At 58.8% G+C, this 18,051-nt stretch carries 12 protein-coding genes and 2 pseudogenes; 5 read left to right on the plus strand and 9 right to left on the minus strand.

Annotation, left to right across the window (positions count from 1 at the left end; genetic code table 11):
- Positions 1 to 73: 73 nt before the first annotated feature.
- Positions 74 to 433 (minus strand): Dabb family protein, encoded by a 360-nt coding sequence (locus QJT82_RS31100; protein ID WP_018270042.1) that lies wholly within the window; start codon positions 431 to 433, stop codon positions 74 to 76.
- Positions 434 to 1,218: 785 nt separating this feature from the next.
- Here QJT82_RS31100 and QJT82_RS31105 point away from each other — a divergent pair.
- Entirely contained in the window at positions 1,219 to 1,875 is a 657-nt protein-coding gene (locus QJT82_RS31105) for a dethiobiotin synthase (protein ID WP_026192348.1), read from the plus strand.
- Here QJT82_RS31105 and QJT82_RS31110 read toward each other — a convergent pair.
- Positions 1,872 to 2,081, minus strand: a pseudogene (locus QJT82_RS31110) (ATP-binding protein); the annotation flags it as partial. The gene QJT82_RS31105 and the pseudogene QJT82_RS31110 sit on opposite strands and share 4 nt — an antisense overlap.
- Positions 2,082 to 2,547: 466 nt before the next feature.
- On the opposite strand from QJT82_RS31110, the gene QJT82_RS31115 reads away from it, so the two are divergent.
- Positions 2,548 to 2,724, plus strand: a complete 177-nt coding sequence (locus QJT82_RS31115) for a hypothetical protein (protein WP_155258911.1) — start codon at positions 2,548 to 2,550, stop codon at positions 2,722 to 2,724.
- A gap of 468 nt (positions 2,725 to 3,192) precedes the next feature.
- Here QJT82_RS31115 and QJT82_RS31120 read toward each other — a convergent pair whose 3' ends face one another.
- From QJT82_RS31120 to QJT82_RS31135, 4 genes are all read right to left on the minus strand, one after another.
- Complete coding sequence (locus QJT82_RS31120) at positions 3,193 to 3,450, minus strand: hypothetical protein (protein ID WP_080586171.1); 258 nt, start codon at positions 3,448 to 3,450, stop codon at positions 3,193 to 3,195.
- 615 nt (positions 3,451 to 4,065) lie between these two features.
- Positions 4,066 to 4,446 (minus strand): hypothetical protein, encoded by a 381-nt coding sequence (locus tag QJT82_RS31125; RefSeq protein ID WP_018270047.1) that lies wholly within the window; start codon positions 4,444 to 4,446, stop codon positions 4,066 to 4,068.
- Positions 4,447 to 4,609: 163 nt separating this feature from the next.
- Complete coding sequence (locus QJT82_RS31130; protein ID WP_026192349.1) at positions 4,610 to 5,329, minus strand: toll/interleukin-1 receptor domain-containing protein; 720 nt, start codon at positions 5,327 to 5,329, stop codon at positions 4,610 to 4,612.
- 124 nt (positions 5,330 to 5,453) lie between these two features.
- Positions 5,454 to 5,624 carry a hypothetical protein gene (locus QJT82_RS31135; protein ID WP_155258910.1) on the minus strand — a complete coding sequence of 57 codons (171 nt, stop codon included), beginning with the start codon at positions 5,622 to 5,624 and terminating at the stop codon, positions 5,454 to 5,456.
- Positions 5,625 to 7,075: 1,451 nt separating this feature from the next.
- Here QJT82_RS31135 and QJT82_RS31140 point away from each other — a divergent pair.
- The 3 genes and pseudogenes from QJT82_RS31140 (at position 7,076) to QJT82_RS31150 (ending at position 10,420) form a co-directional block, all read left to right on the plus strand.
- Positions 7,076 to 7,417 carry a hypothetical protein gene (locus tag QJT82_RS31140; RefSeq protein WP_281446669.1) on the plus strand — a complete coding sequence of 114 codons (342 nt, stop codon included), beginning with the start codon at positions 7,076 to 7,078 and terminating at the stop codon, positions 7,415 to 7,417.
- 502 nt (positions 7,418 to 7,919) lie between these two features.
- Positions 7,920 to 8,110, plus strand: a pseudogene (locus QJT82_RS31145) (transposase); the annotation flags it as partial.
- 2,073 nt (positions 8,111 to 10,183) lie between these two features.
- The gene (locus QJT82_RS31150) at positions 10,184 to 10,420 is read left to right on the plus strand and encodes a hypothetical protein (protein WP_155258909.1); all 237 of its coding nucleotides are present in this window, start codon (positions 10,184 to 10,186) and stop codon (positions 10,418 to 10,420) included.
- Positions 10,421 to 10,479: 59 nt separating this feature from the next.
- Here the strand turns inward: QJT82_RS31150 and QJT82_RS31155 are convergent, their stop codons facing one another.
- The 3 genes from QJT82_RS31155 to QJT82_RS31165 are packed head-to-tail and all read right to left on the minus strand — an operon-like array spanning position 10,480 to position 17,897.
- Entirely contained in the window at positions 10,480 to 11,847 is a 1,368-nt protein-coding gene (locus QJT82_RS31155; RefSeq protein WP_018270052.1) for a hypothetical protein, read from the minus strand.
- Positions 11,844 to 15,290, minus strand: a complete 3,447-nt coding sequence (locus QJT82_RS31160; RefSeq protein WP_245288979.1) for an AAA domain-containing protein — start codon at positions 15,288 to 15,290, stop codon at positions 11,844 to 11,846. The genes QJT82_RS31155 and QJT82_RS31160 overlap by 4 nt, the downstream gene beginning before the upstream one ends.
- Positions 15,291 to 17,897 carry a DUF4011 domain-containing protein gene (locus QJT82_RS31165; RefSeq protein ID WP_281446670.1) on the minus strand — a complete coding sequence of 869 codons (2,607 nt, stop codon included), beginning with the start codon at positions 17,895 to 17,897 and terminating at the stop codon, positions 15,291 to 15,293.
- Positions 17,898 to 18,051: the final 154 nt, after the last annotated feature.

Here is an 18,051-nt window from a genome sequence, read left to right on the forward strand (position 1 = left end):
CACTAAAGGTGATGCCGTCCTGAAAATGAGCAGTTTTCGTCCCGTCGGCGGCGCGCTTAGACTACTCATCGGGTTATCCGCGGCCAGGTGGTCGCCTGGGCCGTGCTATCTGGGCTAACCCTGACATCCCGGCGAAATGCACATCTGTTGATGGCTCGTAGTCAGCGGCAAGCCGCAGCTCCCGGAGTGGTCGTACGCGCCGGATCGCTTCTCGATACAAATCGTGCGATTTGTATGCAGCCAGATCGCTCTCGCTGTCGAACTCACCATACACAACGACGTCGATATCGTTGCCGAGTTGATCGCTCTTGCGGTTGAGCGCAATCTCGAGCCGGCGCGCATAAGGTATTGAGGTGAGTATCGACAGACCTTCGACGATCTGGTCGATACCGGCCTCATCCTTGGCTGTGAAGAAGACAATGTGACGAATCATGATGATCGATAAGCGTGACGCAGTAGCCTCGGGGCGTTCCTATAGCGAGATCAAGCCCCACGCAATGCTGTGAAGGCGACAGAAAGTTTGCTTTGGCCTCGCGCGCCGTATTCTTTTGGGCGCAGGCGGGTAGCTCTTTGCGGGGACCTCCGCGGCAGCTGATTCGAGGAACCAGCGAGCCGGCTTGGCCTCTTCATAGGACAGTGCGTCGCGCAGAAGCTGAGAACGAGCAACAAATCCCTTCGTTGAGCCATTGCGAACTTGTGAATGTCAGGGCCATGCAGCACGTCTTCGCTATTAGAGCAGGCGAACTCAGCCATTTTCGCGCGGGACTTATGTCCGAAGCGTACCGTTCTGCATCTGTAAGGACACATCCTGCCTGACGTGGATGTCTTCGTACGATCGGGACAATATTTGTAGGCCGATAGCAATCTTAACCTGACACAACACAGCAAGTTCAACTCTGGGAAGAGGCGGTCTACGCGCGACAAATTTCGAAGCTCAATCTCTGTCATACGGGGAGGCCCCTTTTGGCCCAGTGCGATGGCCCTAACTCCGCGCCGCTGTGCAAATCAGTGAGGCGAGGTGAAAGGGCGACTGAGCCACCTGTGCTCCATTGGGACCGGATCACCGTACCGCGATTGTAGGCTGCCGGATCGTCACAAACGACAGGCGGCCTTCTCGATTGGCCATATTTTTGAGTTTCACCGACGCTGAATGTCATGGGGAGGAGACGTGAGGACCATACTGAATATTTTGGACGAAGGGACAAGAGGTCAGGCTCGATGAGCCCGCAGCGGATTGTGGTGGCGGGTACGGGCGCCGGGATTGGAAAGACGGTTTTCTGCGCAGGGCTCGTTAATCTCCTCGGTGCGAAGTTTTGGAAACCGATTGAGGCTCGCCTGGAAGGAGAGACCGATACTGAGTGCGTCGCTCGGCTCGGTGGTCTTTCAGCCGAACGAATCTTGCCAGAGCGTTATCGCCTGCATGCGGTCGGCTCGTCCGACGGTTTCTCAGAGGTCGACGAGGTTCGTATCGACACGGATTCGCTCGACGTGCCGGCCTCCGGTGAGCAGCCGCTGGTGATCGAGGGGACCGGCGGACTGATGGAGCCGCTGAACTGCGGTACCCTTTACATTGACGTCTTCGAGCGTTGGCGGCTCCCTGTTGTGCTCTGCGCTAGCACGGCGCTCGGGACGACCAATTCCGCGCTCTTATCCATAGAGGCTCTCCGAAGACGTCAGATCGATGTGCTCGGAATTGCCTTTGTTGGGGAAAAGAATCCGGATGCTCTGAGAGCAATTTGCGAGGTTGGCCGGGTGCGTTGGTTAGGGAGACTGCCCTGGATTTCTCCTCTGTCGGCCGAGACGCTGCAAGCTGCGTTCGCGGCTTCCTTCCGCCGCGATGATTTCATGCCACATGTCCGCAGCGCCACCTACTAGGCCTCTCGGCCGGGTTTGCAGCTTCGCCGCATGCTCTCGCCGTTGAGATCGATCCGGTGGGCCTTGTGGACCAGGCGGCCGAGGACGGTGTCGGCGTAGGTGGGATCGCCGATCAGTGCGTGCCATTGATCGACGGGAAGCTCGCCGGTCACGATGGTGGAGCGGCGGCGGTAGCGATCCTCGAGGATCTCCAGGAGGTCGTGGCGGGCTGCCGCTTGTCTCGTCGCTGCGGAAGACCCATCCAAATGCTTGTACTGGCGACGATGGAGCGGGAACGTTCTGATATCATTGATAGGTTTAAGAAGGCATCAAATGCTGCGCGCTGAATTACGCCGGTCAATCTCCAGGTCACTGACTTACTTGAGTGAAGCCAGAGCCCGACGCGGCGCATCTGTTCTTCCAGCTGGTCGGCCGTCGCCACGAAATCGGCGCCATGCTAGCGTTGCCGAAGGAGGCACCGTGTTCGCTGATCCGAGGTTGCCGTCGACTCTGGACCGGCTCTTGCACCACAGCTACAGGATCATTATCCGCTGCAACAGCTGCTCGCTCTGCGCCAAGCGAAAGAGGGGCCTCATCGGGGCGCCCGCCGCTGAGGCCGTCCGCTCGGCTCTGCCTCCCTTCGTCGAGTCAGCGGCGTAGGCATTTCCAGAACCAAACAATTCGGAGAACGTCTTGCCAATTGTGGCAGAAGAGGAAGAACAGCGCCTGCTACAAATGATCCGCGAAGCTGAACTCGCGCAGCGCGAGATCGCTCAGAAACTTGGCCGCACCGCTAGCGCTGTTGGCTCGTGTTTTGTTGGCACGTCAGCGAATGCTCAGAAATCCACTTTGTCGCGTCATGCTCCGTGACAAACCCCTTGATGACTTCAGTTTCGCCGTCGGCCCACAGAATATCGATCCTCCAGCCGGAGCCGGGGTTTTTACAAGCCATGAAAGCTGGTCGTTGCTCGATCATTGCGTGACTATGCGCCGAGGGGCGCCAGCTTCAATCAGTAATCCTGCCTTACTTTGCTCTTTTTTGGCTTTCCCGGGCCTGTCCGCGCCGCTTTCCTGCTCGGCTGCTCTTCAAACAGTCAGCGGATCCGATTGATCCCCTTCATCACCGGCAGTCAAGAAGCGCTGAGCGAGGGGGCGCGCCTCTAAAGCGCGATGTGATTAGGTTGAATCGTCATCGCGCTTTAGCTCTTTGTTTGAGCGTGATCTTTTCGGAAAACCGCTTCGCACTTTTCCGGATCATGCTTTAGCGGTCCGATCGCAGGCTTTTCGTACGCATGCACTACGCGGCTTTTTGGACCGCACTCGACCGGCCTCGGGTCGTCATCCCTCCATAATTGGGTGGCCGAGGAACGCATTGCAGGCACGTTCGGCTTCAGCAAATGCTCCGAAGGGCGATCCGGGCACCTGAGCCGCGGGCTTATTCAGAAAGTCTGGCCGATATGACGCAACAAAGCCGGGTTCTCCACGCAAGCCAGGTCCGCTTCGGCTCTCGTCGCTGATAACGAATGAATAGTCGTCACTGCTTGCGATCCATAGCTTCAGATCGCCGGTGTCGACGCGGCTGAAGTGCAGGGCCATACTACCCTCCACATTTGCTCGGCTAAGCTACAGATCAACTCAATGGGTTCATTTGTGATGCATCTCGGATCATGCGGCACCCTAACCGCCTTGCTCTCTATAGGCGGGCATGCGCGCCCCAATTTTTACGTCGTGTGTTCTCGAGGGCATGAATTTAGATGTCATTGAAAAACAAGCCGAGCAACTGCTCAGGACACTGGCTCGGCTCTAACCCGGAGGACGCTGATCAAAATCACCAAATCTAAGTCCAACGCCAGGCAGACCCCCGGTAGCCCTTCTGCTACTTGGTGGCGCGGGAGCCCGTTACTTCTTCTGCGGCTGGCGCAGCTCTTCAATCTTCGCACCGTGGCCGGCTGCATCAGTTGCGTGCGGCGCAACTGCCTCAGGCCTACATCGAGTTGCGGGCGGATTGCCGCATATGCGGCCTATCTCAGCCCATCCGACGCATTTGCCATTCGGGCCACGATAACCGGGGCCGCCCCGTTCTCCGCATTCGGCGGCTGCCGGGCCCGCAACACAAAGCAATAGGGAAATGGCGGAGATGAGCGGGATGGTCATGGCGCGGCGTTCAACTCGGCGGGTGCTCCGCGTGGGGTGTCGAAAAAACGGACTGCGTTAGGTTGTTCCCGGCGGCGGCTTATTCTGAAACTGGATATTGCACTTCTTAGCGATCGAGGCTTGTTCGATTGCGACCATCTGATCCTTCATCTGACCGAGCTCGGCTGCGGTCTGCTTGTCACGGCCAACTAGGAACGCTGCGGGCCAGAAAACGATGACTGCGGCTGTCGTCGCTATTGTATCCTTTGTGCGCTGACTGTCCTGAGCACCCGAGAGGGCAGCTGCGCGCGCAGATACGCCCTGCGCCTCCAGGGCGAGCTGTTGGCGGGTGTAGGACTGATACATCACAGGTGAAACGTAGTTCGGCGTGATATCGGCAGCCGACGACGCACAACCATCTAAGGTGGCGGCGAGCGCCACTATTCCCAAATTCCTCATTAAAAAGCCTCCCCAGCCCGTCCGTTACTAAGCGCAACTACTGGTGGAGAGCACGTCCGTGGGTCTCCGGATAGCCAAAAGTAGTGTGCACGTCGACGAGACGTCTTTGCCTGTGGCATGACTCGCGCGGCAGCGCCCGGAACGCTTGTGCGTGGAGCGGCCATCAGGGCAATAGGACGACCTCGGCGAGCTTGGCAGCGACGTCCGCCATAGGTGCTTCTGCGGTGTCTAGGCCGGTTCTCGAAGCGAGCAGAGGGCTAACCTCGCGGAGAGCTTCATACGTCGTCTGGTGCACGACGGGAACGAGACGCTCACCAGCGAGGAGCGCCGAAAGTTCTTTGTCGGCGATGCCTTCTTTTGGGAGGCGGAGCAGCAGCGCGGGGGTGACCAGCACGATCCCAATCCGCGAATTCGCCAAGCCCTTGTCGATGGCGCGGAGCAACGGCACGCCGAGGTCTACGTCCTTCTCGCTGAACCAGACCTTGACACCGCGCGCTTCGAGCAAATCGTGCAGTTCCTTGGCAGCACCCTGCCGGTCGTCCCACGCATGGCAGAGAAAGACGTCCCGACGGTCAAGGGACGCTTGTTTCTCGACGTTCTCGCGGATGGGCGTGAGTGCCCGCACTTCGGCGGGCGTGTACAACACGGACGAACCGGGGCGCGACCATCTCGCTCGTACGCGGCTGCCGGACCCGCCGCCGCCGCTGCTGCTTCGGCCGCTGCCGCTGCCTCCCGGCGAGGGGTAGGACGGGGTGTAAGTCGGAGTGGAGGGCGGGGAATACGACGGGTAACTGAAGCCGCGATAGCGGCCACTACATGCAGGGCACTCTGCTGCCGCGCTTGCTGTGCGATGACCTCGTACCGGTGCTGTGCATCTAGCCATGGGCCGATTTCCTTAGAGAGAAGTTCAAGGCTCGCGAATCAACGCAAGCAGGTTGCCTTGAAATATTCGCACCCACGGCTTCGCACCTCGTCAATGGCATTTGGGACAGGAGAGCGCCCCTATATCAACTCATATGTTCCGTGCTGCGATTCAATTCACGTTTGATGCGATCCTTGACCGGACGGACCGCGAGAGGTTGAGGCTTGGTTCGGCTCTTGCCACTGATCATCTTGCCATCGACTTCAAAACTGTAGCGCCACTGGCCCGGCAACACTTCTCGAATGCTGAAATGCACGCCTCTATGTCGCATAAATAGTTGTCAACCCACGATGCACAATTTCCCCTCCGTCGTCGTCGAGTTGCAGATTGATCTATGATTCCTCAGTCATGAAAGCGTTGATCCGATACCGAAGAGAGCAGCCGATCCATGGGACCGGCGGCAAGGGAGGAAACGCCCGTTAGGGCAGCGGTAGTGAGAGCATAGCGGTTAAAGCACCGCCAATCTCTTGGCGGCTCTCGCTAAACATATTTGCGATTTGGATAAAAGATGATCCCGATTCACGAAATGAGGGTGATGCGAAGAGGTCTACGCGTGCTGGCTTCAAGTAGTTCAATTCAGCCTGCAGCTAAAGAAAAAGTTGCGTACGCAGCGTACCAACTCAGCTCTTTCCGCTTTTCGATTGCGTCTTCAACATGTCGGAGCCGTTTCATCGCTGTACAGAGCGACCTTCAAAAGACGCGCAGCCTGCCATTCGCTCTTGTGGAGAAGGGGTGCACTTGCGCGATAAACTCGCCGACTTCACGCTCGGAACCTGCCACAACGGACTGCTTTTGCCGCGCCACTGTCGAGGGATGCAGCAAGGCATCGAGTGCCGCCTTCACAAACGCCGCTCTGAAGCGGTGGGAAGTTAGGCAAGTGCAAGGGCGGACATAATGGGTTCGAAAAGCAAGAAACGGCTGTCGCCGAGCGTCCGTGATGCAGTTCCCCGACAAGCGCTTGCGACCATCAACGAATCCGCGAGTAGCCATTCGATCCTAGGCGCACTGATTGTTTCAACATCCGCTTTGTGCGCAACGCGCGGTGCTGTGTCGGGCACGCAACAGGGGTTGCACCAAATCGTGAAGGTTTACTTTTGCGAGTTGCACTCTCAGGTCGAATGGCGTTCGATAACAACCAATTTTGGTCAGGTTGACCGGAGGGACCCTCGCTCCTCTAGAAACCTGCGCAGCTAATTTTTGAACCCGGGGATTTGGCATGTTGAGGCCGGGAATCAATTTGATCGCACTTGTCGCTGGTTGTGCGCTTGCAGGATGTGGGTTGCGCGTCCCAGAAATTCGCGATTTTCCTAATGGTGGATCATACGCCTCCAACAATGCTTTGGTGCAGGCAATCGTTCGAAGCGTTCATTGCGAACTTGAGGATGCAGTTACCAGAGTTATCAATGCAAGAGCCGGTTCGTCCGATGCTCTATTCTTGCGTAAGTGGGGAGCTCAAGTGGCCCTCACTATCCAGCTTGAAGAGAAGTCCACGGCTAATCCGACGGCTGTTTGGTTTCCTCCCTCGCCACCTTCGTCAATAAGTCGGATCGTAGCCATGTCGTTCTGTGAGCCAAGGAGTTGCCAGACATATTTGTCTTCCTAAGACCGCTTGGCCTCCGACTTGTAAGCGAGCTCTATCTTGGGCCAAACGGAAGGTGTGAGCGTGACACCGCGGCGCCGACCGACTCATTACTGATTCAGAGCGACTTGAAACTGGCGGAATGGCTCGACGCTATGGTCAACGGCGTCGCGACAGGGCAAATCACAAGCGTCGCGAAGCAAAATGTGCTTTCGCATCAAGTAACTTTCGAAATCGATACTAGCGGAAGCATTACTCCTGCATGGAAGCTCGTGAGAGCAACATTCAATCAAAGTGGCAACTTGCTGTCCGCCTTGCGCAATCGCAAGCATGACCTCGTGGTTACCTTCGCGCCGCTCGACAAAACGCAGAGCGGAAACTTCCTCATCCCAATCGGCGAAAGTACGCATATTGCTTCGCAGCTGACCAGCGGCATTACGACCGGCTTCAAGAGCGCCCTGGGGCAATAGATTCTCTAAAGGTTGTTTGAGTGGAGGACAATGATGACCAAGAAGACGAAAAGGCGCCCTGCGAAGGGCGGAACGAAGGCTGGCGCGAATGTTCTGTTCGCAACTCTGTCGGATGATCCAGCGACGAACGCTATCGCTGACCGAGTTGCGCGTTGTAATAAGCCGCCGCTCAAATGGCTAAGGCAGGCTGATGGGTCGTGGCTGGAATGCTCCCTTCGTTCAGATTGCACGTACGGTAACTGCCATGAGGTAAGTGCCAATGAGGTGCCAGCTGAAATCCGCAATGCCTGAACCACACGGCGCGATCGGATTTTGAGAGGCGCGATCAGTTCGCAAACCGAGCGAGCTCACGGCCCGGTGATGTTCGTGATCTCAAGGGCCGCTTGGGAAGCCATCGATCAGACTTTAGCGAAGAGATCCTCCCATTTTAGTCCCGAGCGGATGCTGGCCGTCGCTCCTGAAACCAACTCCTCCTTGGAGCATAACGTCACCTGACTTCTAGCCCATGCAGAATGCCTTTATTGAGAGCTTCAAAGGCCGGCTGCGGGATGAACTGTTGAAGAGACGCTATTTACCTCGCTGGCCCAGGCCCGCGTCGCGCTCAGATGCTGGCGCGCCGATTACAACGATGCACGGCCACACTCGCGGATCGGATGGCAGACGCCATCCGAGTTCGCTATCACCTGCCATCCCGCGCCGGGATCTGGCGCTGCGCTGTGTCGAGGGCCCCGCGCCAGCTCCGTCGCTACCACCGCCCAACCGGGCAAATCCAACAGCCGGGACGAACTCAGGACTGGATAAAACTTGGGGGCAAGGTCACCTCGACCGGCTCTTGCACCACAACTACGTGCTGACCATCCGCAGCGGCAGCTACCGGCTCCGCACCAACCAAAAGAGCGGCCTCATCGAGGTGCCCGCTGCTGACGCAGTCTGTTCGGCTCCGCCACTCTCTATCACGTTCGCGGCGGAGCAAATCTGCAACCAACATCATGAGCCCGAGAATGCGGGTGGTTCTCCATGACGGGGGCAGTTCCGGATGGCGTTTGACAAAGCGGGTGTCATCGCCATCTGTCGCTACGCTGTACGTTAGCACATGTGTCGGCGAGTGGCGCGATCCGATGCAAAATTGTGATCGAGGTGATTTCGTGCGCGTTGACGGCGAGTTTTCTGGCGCTCGAGTGGCGGACTGATATTATGTGGCGCGGTGACTTGGTCCGTAGACGTGTCGTTGCTGCTGCTGCAGGCGGAGGCGTACAGGGTGTACGGGATGATTTGCTATGGTCGCCTTCGACAGTCATGCGGTAGAAAGGCGCGGCGACATGCGCCGCCGCGCAGAATCATCTACCTACCGATCCTTTGGCTCGGCATTGATCCATAGTCTGTGCTGCGTGGAAAATTCGCGACTTAGCCGAGCTTCTTGCAATCATCGCAACGCGGCCTATTACCTTGACCGGCTTTGCGGTGCCATTGCTTGATCTGTTTTCCGGCCGGGCAGTTGTCGTGGTCGTGATAGACGTTGCGATGAGATGGCGGATATTCGAGCGAATCCGTGTGGTAGGCAGCAACCCTTGACATAATTTCCTCATTTGTCGGTGGTTGAGTGTAATTGTATCAATCAAAAGTTGATATTCGCAATTGGTATTCTGTAATTGGTATGCGGGCAGACGCAGTCGTAGTCCCGTGAGGCGCGCGAGCGAACGCAAGGGATCGCCGCCGCCAGCGATGCCGCGGCAGCGCTCGAAATTGACCAATGCAAACGTGCGGCGCGCGGCGATCAACACAGATCCCATTGCTCCCGGAAAGAGTTGCGAGGGTTACCGACACGGTAGGCGGCGTGGATCGCCAGGAGCGGGCGCCGAAGCGAGTGAAGTGCAAGCTACAGCTGCGCGCCGCCAGCAGTCACGCGGCATCACCTGAAAACTGATCTGCTGTTTGACGTCAGGTCTGCGTGCATTGTTGCAACCAGCCTCGATCCGCCAAGTGTGGCGCGCTGGCACAAGACGCCCCGCCAGCCGTGTTCCCCGTATACCGCGCTCGTCGCCGCAAACTGCGTCGCCCGGTCCCGATGATGGCTTCCAAATGTCTTCCAAGGTACGCGCCAGCTTCATCGATTTAAGATGGCCTCTACCTCGCACAACGACGCTGGTGAAATTCGTCGAAAAACGCGCTCGACCGAGGAATTTGAGCGTTAACGTGACGATCCCGTGCGCTCTGTCGATGGCATGTGTTGCTTGAGTTCAGCCACCCTGCGAAACACCATTTCGGTTTGAGTGACCGCAGCCAATTTCGCTGCCGCCATTGTTTCGGCGTGAGGCCATTCAAAAGCTTGAAAGCCAAGCAGAACAGCGCGAACCCTGACGATTGGGGTCAACGATTCTTGGATGCATATAGTTGGACTCGAATTGACCTCAATTAATGCTCTTGTTGTTGATGGGCAATTGCTCTTGTGGATGTCAGGGCTCCGTTGGATTCGGCATTACACCCCGGCCGGTGGATTCCCGACGTCCGCTCTCGGGGGTGTAAGGATCACATATGAAGACCGCGGCTATCGTTCTGCCCACTATCAATGCGCCTCACAGCAAACAGCTGGACGCGCAGGCGATCGTTTCTTGTCTTTCCGGCTGCCGCTAAGACTGTGCCCGGACACATGGCAGCTTTCTTCGGCGGAAAGTTGAGCCGTCCATGCGGAAAAGAGTTCGCACATCAGTTCGGCATCAGCGATGCGGAGCTTGCTGCTTCTGCAAAAAGCCTTTTCCTGCTATTCCGGTGAGCATTATCCGTTGGCAGCATGATATCTTCGATATCGCTGCCGCAAGCGATGGTCATTCCGCTGCCCTGATCCGCGCATGTCGACCGAACGTGATCGAAACCGTCGTTCAGATCGATAAGCCAAATCCCGAATTTGTGCGCGACGCAATAGAAAGTCTAATTATAAGGGATAGCTATCAAGGAGTTGCCGCAGAAGCTCTCGACCGCGCGAAAGAGATACTTCGGGCCGTGTGATCGTCGCCGGTATCTACAAGATTATTTCCTTTAGGCTGCGGCTGGTTTCTTACAGATTCTTAATTGTGACGGTTGAGTGGTCGTGCTCGATATAATCTTTCGGCATCAGCCGCTTCGTGGCTTGCACCCGGATCAGAGACGATCTTCAGGGGGAATTGACCGGCCGGCCTTGCGAATTCCATCGCAACGTTCCCGCCGGCTTTCGCGACCAACGTCCTCAGTCGATCGAACTCGCCGCACCAGATCGTTTCCATGTCGCGGTCACGATTCTCATCGTGAACTTCGGCCGAACTGCCGATACCGACGACTCGGACCTGGAGGAGATCAGATCTCGATCCGCCCAACAGTTCTACCCCGTAGCCAGCATTGGCCGCCTTACGCAGGACGATCTGGCCGTTCTGGACCCAGGCGGTCGCCATTCCCTCCGATACCTCGTATCCCAGGCTGGCAAGACCTTCGAGCACCGCACGCCTGCGTTCCTCGGCGGCCATCGCCTTGAATTCTTCCTCGATGAGAAAGTCTGCGCGCTTGACGAGTTCTTGCCCGTTGCTGCTAGCTGGCGAGGTGAGGGTCTGGTCGATTTCGCTCAGCAGCGAGGCCGCCTGCGGTGACTTCATCACAGAAAGTTCGGCGCGTCGCGCACGAAGCTCGTCTGCTAGTTTCGCACGGGCGCGGCCATCCTTCACGGCCGCTGCCAGGTCCAGCAAAAGGCTATCCGCGACAAGCGGTCTTCTCGTCGGCGGCTCTGCTTCCAGGAGCGCGACACGGTCTGCGAACGGGGAAGAATCGATGCCAAGGCCGCGCAACTCGCCCAGGACCGCATCGACGCGCGCCAAAGCGGGATCCTCCATCTCCTCAGGTTGTCGAGAAATCCATTCTCGCAACGTATCACGACGTTCGCCGGCGCCAAGCTGACTGGCAAGCTCGCGTTGGCGGTCTGTCGCGGTATCCGGCGCCGCCTGAGAAGGCAGCAGCAACAACGCTCTTGCCATAGCCGCTTCCAGGCGCTCGGAAGATGCACTCGAACCACTGAGCTCGCTTCGAATGTCGGCGGGAATCTCGACTTTCAGAGCCTGCAGCCTCTGCAGCAGCGCCTCGGCTGCCGCTCTCGAGCGTCTCAAATCACGCTTCGAGCGCGCCGCTATTTCAGCAGCTCTTTCGACGCGGCGCTCGGAGTCCACCTGAAGGAAGCCGATCTCAGCTGCGACCTGCTTCTGTAGTTCGACGAAACGATCGGCGTCGAGTAGGCGGCGAAGCTCGTCTCGCCGGGCTATGACCTTTTCGATATCGTTCTGCTCAATCGTCCCGTTGCGTCTACCCGCGGAGGTCCAGCTTTCGACCGCGGCGTCGAGCCGCGCCAGGTTGCGACGACAGATGGCGATGATCTCGGCTCGGGTAACGATCCTGAATGCTTTGGGCCCGCTCATTGTAATCCTCCCCCACGGAGCGCGTATTCTACAGCGTTCTTGAGCCGCAGGCGTTCGGCGTCTCCCGCATGAGTCCAAGCATATGACGAAACTCTGTGAACGTATGGGACGGCCCTCCCTAATACCTTCGGACGCCAGATCTCACGAGCACGCGCTCTCTGAAGCAATCGATGTCGCGGCGCGTCGCATTCGACGCCGATCGCGTAGAGGCCGGTCCGCGGATCGGTTACGGCGAAATCAAGGCTGAATGCGCCGCCATCGCGAGCCCGGCTGGCCTTGTAGCCATTCGCCTCCAGGAAGGCTTCGACGGACCTGGTGAAGCCGTCGTCCTCGTGATGTCCGGCTTCGTTGTGGGGACGCTGTTGGGTGACCATCCGCTCCAACAGAGTCTTGCCGGAGTCTGCAAGGCCGTCGGAGACGGTCCTGGCATATTCAAGGTAGCCTTGCAGATAGTCGCGCGGCACCCTGGGACCGCTCCGTCTCGTCAGCAGGTCCGATATCTCAACCGTCGGCATCGATGTGGCGATGACCACCTTTTCTCTTGCGCGCGTCACCGCGACGTTCAGGCGGCGCTCGCCGCCTGCGTGTCCGAGCGCGCCGAAGCTCTTGCGGAAGACGCCGTGCTCGTTGCGGCCGAAGGTCGTAGAGAAAACGATGATGTCACGCTCATCGCCTTGTACGTTCTCCACGTTCTTAACGAAAAAGCCCATATCCTCGCCATGCTCCATACGTTCGCGCTCGCGCATCAGTGCCTCACGGAATGCTGCATCGTTTTCGGCGCGGTCTTCCAGAGCATCTTCTATGGCGTCGGCCTGCTTGCGGTTGAACGTGACGACACCGACCGACGGCGGCGATGAATCCTCCCAAAGCTCGGATAGGTATGCCACGACATCGCTGGCTTCCTTTTGGTTCGTCTGGGCCTTGTAAGTGCCGTCCGAGCGCACCACTTCGATTGGTTTGAGTCTACGGATTGTTTCTTCGGGATGGCGAACGGGGACGCTAAGACCGTTGCTGTAGAATGAGGCGTTCGAGAATGAAATCAGTTCCCGATACTTCGAACGATAGTGCACCTGCAAAGTACGGGTGCGGAGTGCGGAGCGGGCGAGTTGGAGGAGGTCGGGACAATCCTTGATCTCTCGGCGGTTCCATGTCTCTGCGAAGGCCTCGCGCTCCTCCTCGCTCGCTCCTTCTTCTGGTTCTTCACCGTCGAATATCGCCGCTTCGTCGTTCTCGACCTTGCTCGCAAAGAATGAGGTCGGCGGCATCTGCTTTTCGTCGCCGCTGACGACAACAAGCCTGCTTCGGAATAAAGAGGGCAAGGCATATTCAACGGGCATCTGCGAAGCCTCGTCAAAGATGACGGTATCGAACAATCCGGCGCGAGGTTGCAGCACGCGGCTGGCGACATCGGGTGTCATGAGCCAGACGGGGCGGAGCGCGAACAGACCGAGCGGAGCGGCGCGATCGATGAATTCGCGCAATCTTAGTGCTCGCGGGCCGCGCAGCTTGGTGATCGCATCCCACTCGACCGTCGCACGCACTTTGCTGGCGTCGATACCTTGGACGAGAAGGTCCCTGTTGTATTGCCGGATCTGCGCGTCGGCTTCCGCAAGCGATTTGACCTTGGCTTCGACCTCATCGCCATCGAACAACACGTCAGGACTCGCACCCTCCATACCGGCCTTCCATGCCAAATGCGCCTCGCGGCGTATGGTGGCGCGAACGCAGCCGTCGAGATCTTCGGAAGCCAGTTTCGACAGCTCGGACTCCGTGGACCTGAGTGTTGCGAAGATGGCACGCTCCTTGTCACCAAGCCGCGAAGATCGAAGTCGATATTCCTGGTAACTGCTTAGCATCGGCAGAGCCTGCACGATCTGGTCAATGGCATTCGTATTGGAGCGACCATTCTCGATCGCCGAGCGTCTCGATCCGAGCCACAGTTCGTCGAAATATGTCCTAAGCCGGTCCAAAGCGGCGCGGCTCTGCTCTCTTATGTCATGCCTTTTGAGCGCGAGATCAGCCCGCTCAAAGAACGATCCGAGCTCTTCGGTGTTTCCGGCCGAGAGCGCCTTATCGAGCTCAAGCCGGCTCGGGCACCGATCGATGAGCGAATTGTGGCCCCCCAGACCCTCGAGGAACGAGCCAAGGCGCTCGGCGAAATCGGCGAGCTTACCAGGCGACAGATCCAGATTGGGGGCTCGCCCGAACAGGGTCGTGAAATAGTGCTCGAGTTCGCGCCTCGGCTGGCGCATGGCCAATTCGAGCTCGACCGCATAATACAGTGAGCTGATAGCGTCGTTATCCTGCGGGAGTTGCAGCGACGCAAGAAACTGGCGTACACGACGCGTTCGCAGCCAATGTAGCGGGTTGATCCATTGTAGGGCACTTGCCGGCAGGCGAACCTGGCCCGCGAGCTCTCCAGCGGAGCGCAGCTCATCCTCATTCAAGGCGATCAGCTTGGAGCAAAAGTTCGGCTTGTAGGCTGGGCCATTGAGCGATGAGAAGATTTCCTTAATCGCCGATAGGCCCTCGAGAATACGCGCAGCTTCCGATGCCCCATCCTCGACGCTGCGAAACAGCGGCCGCAATCGAGCGAGATTTGCGCACACCGAATCGCTGATCGAACGCAGCTCGCCCGCTTCGACGAGCCAGGATCTAAATTCCGCCGCATCCGGTATTGTCAGGCAGTTCGAGGTCTCAGCATCGGTCTGTTCGCGCCGGGCATCGGCTTGCAAAAATGCTTGCAGAAGCGAGGCGAGTGCAGCCGCGGTTCCTCGGTCGGGATTGAACGGCTTGAGGGCGGACAGGGGATTGTCTTCGAATTTCGACGACAGCCAGAACTTCGCGAGCGGAGCGCAATTCTCCTCGATCGTTGCCACATCTGCGGGATGTAGATCCGACAGCAAAGGCCGGAGCTCAGGAGCCTCGATCGGCTTGGCTCTGCCTTCTTCGATCGCGAGCAGTTCGCCGAGCAGCGCTCGATAGGACAATCCGGTCCGATCATCCACGGAATGGAGCGCGATTTGCCGGCGGTCCAGCTCCATCTCGAGCGTCTCGATGCGCGCCGCGAGGCGCTCTCGCTCTCGCTTCCAGGCCGGAGACCCTCCGGGGGGCAGATTGTGCAACGCCTGGACCTGCGAACGGACCGCACCCACGATCGCCTCGCGGTCGCGATTGGCGTCGGTGATCATGACGAAGCGATCGCTCAGGCGCTCCTTGTCCAAACGTTTGCGCACGACTTCGAGAGCGGCTTGCTTCTGACAGATCACCAGGAGTGATTTTCCCGTGCCGATGGCGTCCGCGACCATATTGACGATGGTTTGGCTCTTGCCAGTTCCGGGAGGTCCTTCGATGACCAGTCCCGGGGCCTGACGCGCTTCCAAGACGGCCGCCTCCTGCGAAGGATCGCTGTCGGCCGTGAAGTATCGCTCGACCTCCTTCACTTACGGCGATGCAGAAGGCTCCGGCTGCTGTTCGTTCAGACGGAGCGCGGCCTCGAGCGCTGTCGCCGTCGGAGGTAGGCCCCGGAGGGTCTCGAGATCCTTCATGACGGCCTGACCCATGAAGGCCAGATGGAAGAGCACGGCTGCAGGTACCAATTGGCGTTCCTGCGCTGCGACCTCGACGTCCTTGCCCGGAAGCGCCGTCAATTCGTTGCCGACTGGCTGGGCCAATCGGCTGAAGGCGTCCATCACCGCCTGGACGGACAAGCTTGCATGGGTAAGAAGCTCGTTGGCCGCTTCTTGCCAACGTCTCGCCTCCGGGATGCCAACCATTCCTTCGAGAGCCGGATTGACGAGAACGTGCTCGATCTCCGTGTCTGGGTTTCTGTCACGTCCGTATCCCAACGTGACATGACCGCGATTTCCGACCTCGGGACTGACGCGCACCGGCCACAGCAGTACCGGCGCAATCCGCGGTCTCGCATTCGGCCGATGATCGCGCATGATCAGGAATGGAAATCCCAGATACAGGCCATCGATGCCGGTATCGCGCTTGTAGAGCAGCGCGTGGGAGTGCAACGAGCGCAACCGTCGCTCAAGGCTATCATCATCGGCAAAAGCCGCCGGATCGAGGTTCACGATCCGGTTCGTGCGGCCAAGCAGCTGATCGAGAATCTCGCCCGCCGGCACCCTGGACGTATCGAGTTCGGTGAGATCGATCCTGGCCGATTTGCCAATCAGCATCCGCGTCAGCGGCCCGCGCAATACTCCGCCCGAAATCCGCTTGGCGAAAAAGTCCAAGATCGTCGAGACGTAGCCTTGCTTTGGAAGCGGTTTCCACGTCTCGGGGGGCACACAGAGAAGGGCGAGCGCGCGCCCAAGAGGCATCCGTCTGTCCAGACGGAACTGGTCCGCCCACTCGTCGACTTCCTTGATGCCGCATCTGGCAAAGTTCTGAATACGCTCGTCGATCGCCTGATAGATCTCGCGACGTGGCCGGCCAAGGAGGGTCGTCGTTTCCTCGGCGGAAAAGTTGCTAAGACCGGCCGCCGACGCTTCCTTTTCGGCTTCTTCGATGACCTCGGCAACCGAGCGGAACTGGTTCGAGGTCGCGCTGAGCAGGATGAGGAGATCTTCTTCCGCCGAAATGCGGCGCTCAGTGAGCGCGGCCACGCCGGCGTGATCGGTGTCGGGGAAAAGCTTTCGCCGTTCTTCCCAAAGCGCGGCCAGGCGGGCCATAGAGGTCGACAGAAGGTGGACGCGCAGAGCATCTTCGTCGACCGCGATTTCCAGCTGGTCCAACCGCTTTCGCACCGTGTCGGAGCGGACCTTCAGGCGCCAGAGCCAATCGTCCGGATCAATCTTCCGGAGCAGATCGGGTGCCGGGCCGGTGATCAGACTGTAGCCGTCGCCCGGGTGATCGAGCAGCCAACCCGGTGTGACGATATTACCTCTGACGATCAGAGGCATCGACGGGTTGAGCGTCTTAAGAGAGATGGAAAGCTTCAAATCCTCCTGAAGATCTTCGGTGCGCAGGATTTGCCTCAGACCCGCCGCTATCGCCGCTTCGAAGCCGGCTTCGGCAGCCCAACTTGCAACCGCGCCTCTGAGGACGAGGGTCTTGGCTTGGTCCCAGTTCGTAGCTTCAGCCGCTGCCAATGCGAATGTGTTTGCAGATCGATATTGCTTGCCACCCAGCGAAATCGAGGCGTGGCCCTCTGTGTCGCCCGCTCGGTCGGCCGCTGGAGCCGAGATGGTCTCTCCGCGCAACCAGGCTTGAACTTCCTTCCACTGCCAGCGCTGGCGCCTGTCACGGGCCAACAAGCCGCGAAGCAAGGTGTTGATCCGCTCATCCAGACTTTCAGGCAGGTGTACGCCGTTGGTCAGAACGTGGATCAGAAAGGCCTGCTCGTTGATACCTGCGAAGCACGCGCCTTGGGTGATCTTTTCCAGCAAGATCATCCCCATGCTCCACCAGTCGGAAGCCGGCGCGACGCCGCCGGCTATCGCCTCGGGCGCCATATAGCGGGTGGTTTCGAGCGGAGACACGATATCGAGGTCGAATTCGGAGAGCCGTGCCGATCCGAAGCCACTGATGACGAGGTCAAGCGGGTCCCTTGAGCGCACGAAGATGACGGAAGGGCGGAGATCCCTGTGTCGCAATCCAGCTTCAGTGAGGGCGTGAACGGCCTGCGCTAGCTCGCCGACCAGCTTCGCTACGGCCGCCGGATCTGTCGGATCGACGGCGAGATCCGTCAGCGTGCCGCCCTTGAATTCCTCCGCGACCTCATAGGCGCGCTCTTGCCAGCGACCGGTGGCGAAGAATTCCGGGACGTGATCTCGAGGGAGCTTTAAGAGCAAATCATAGATCGCTTGATCCGGCTCCGCGCCTATCGCGTAAAGCGTGAGTATTCCCCGTTGACCGTCCGAGCCGCGCGTGGCGACGAAGCGTTCGCGGACTGCACTGGATGAGGCGATCCGGTCCTGCAGGCGCCAGCCGTCCACGATGGTTTCGCCCTCGGGCGCGAGCTCCGGCCCTGGCATGGGTTCGGCCGCTGAGGGCGCTTCCTGCCGTTCGATGATCGGCTCAAGTCGGATCGTAGCCATGTCGTTCTGTGAGCCAAGGAGTTGCCAGACATATTTGTCTTCCTAAGACCGCTTGGCCTCCGACTTTTTACAGGTGGATTCGGCTTCAGTCTCGTCGCACCACGCGGCGTGATATCGACCGTCGACAGGTCCCAGCCGCAGGTTAGGCCATTCA

Origin of the sequence: Bradyrhizobium sp. Mp19 (assembly GCF_029952935.1) — a bacterium.
GTDB lineage: Bacteria > Pseudomonadota > Alphaproteobacteria > Rhizobiales > Xanthobacteraceae > Bradyrhizobium > Bradyrhizobium elkanii.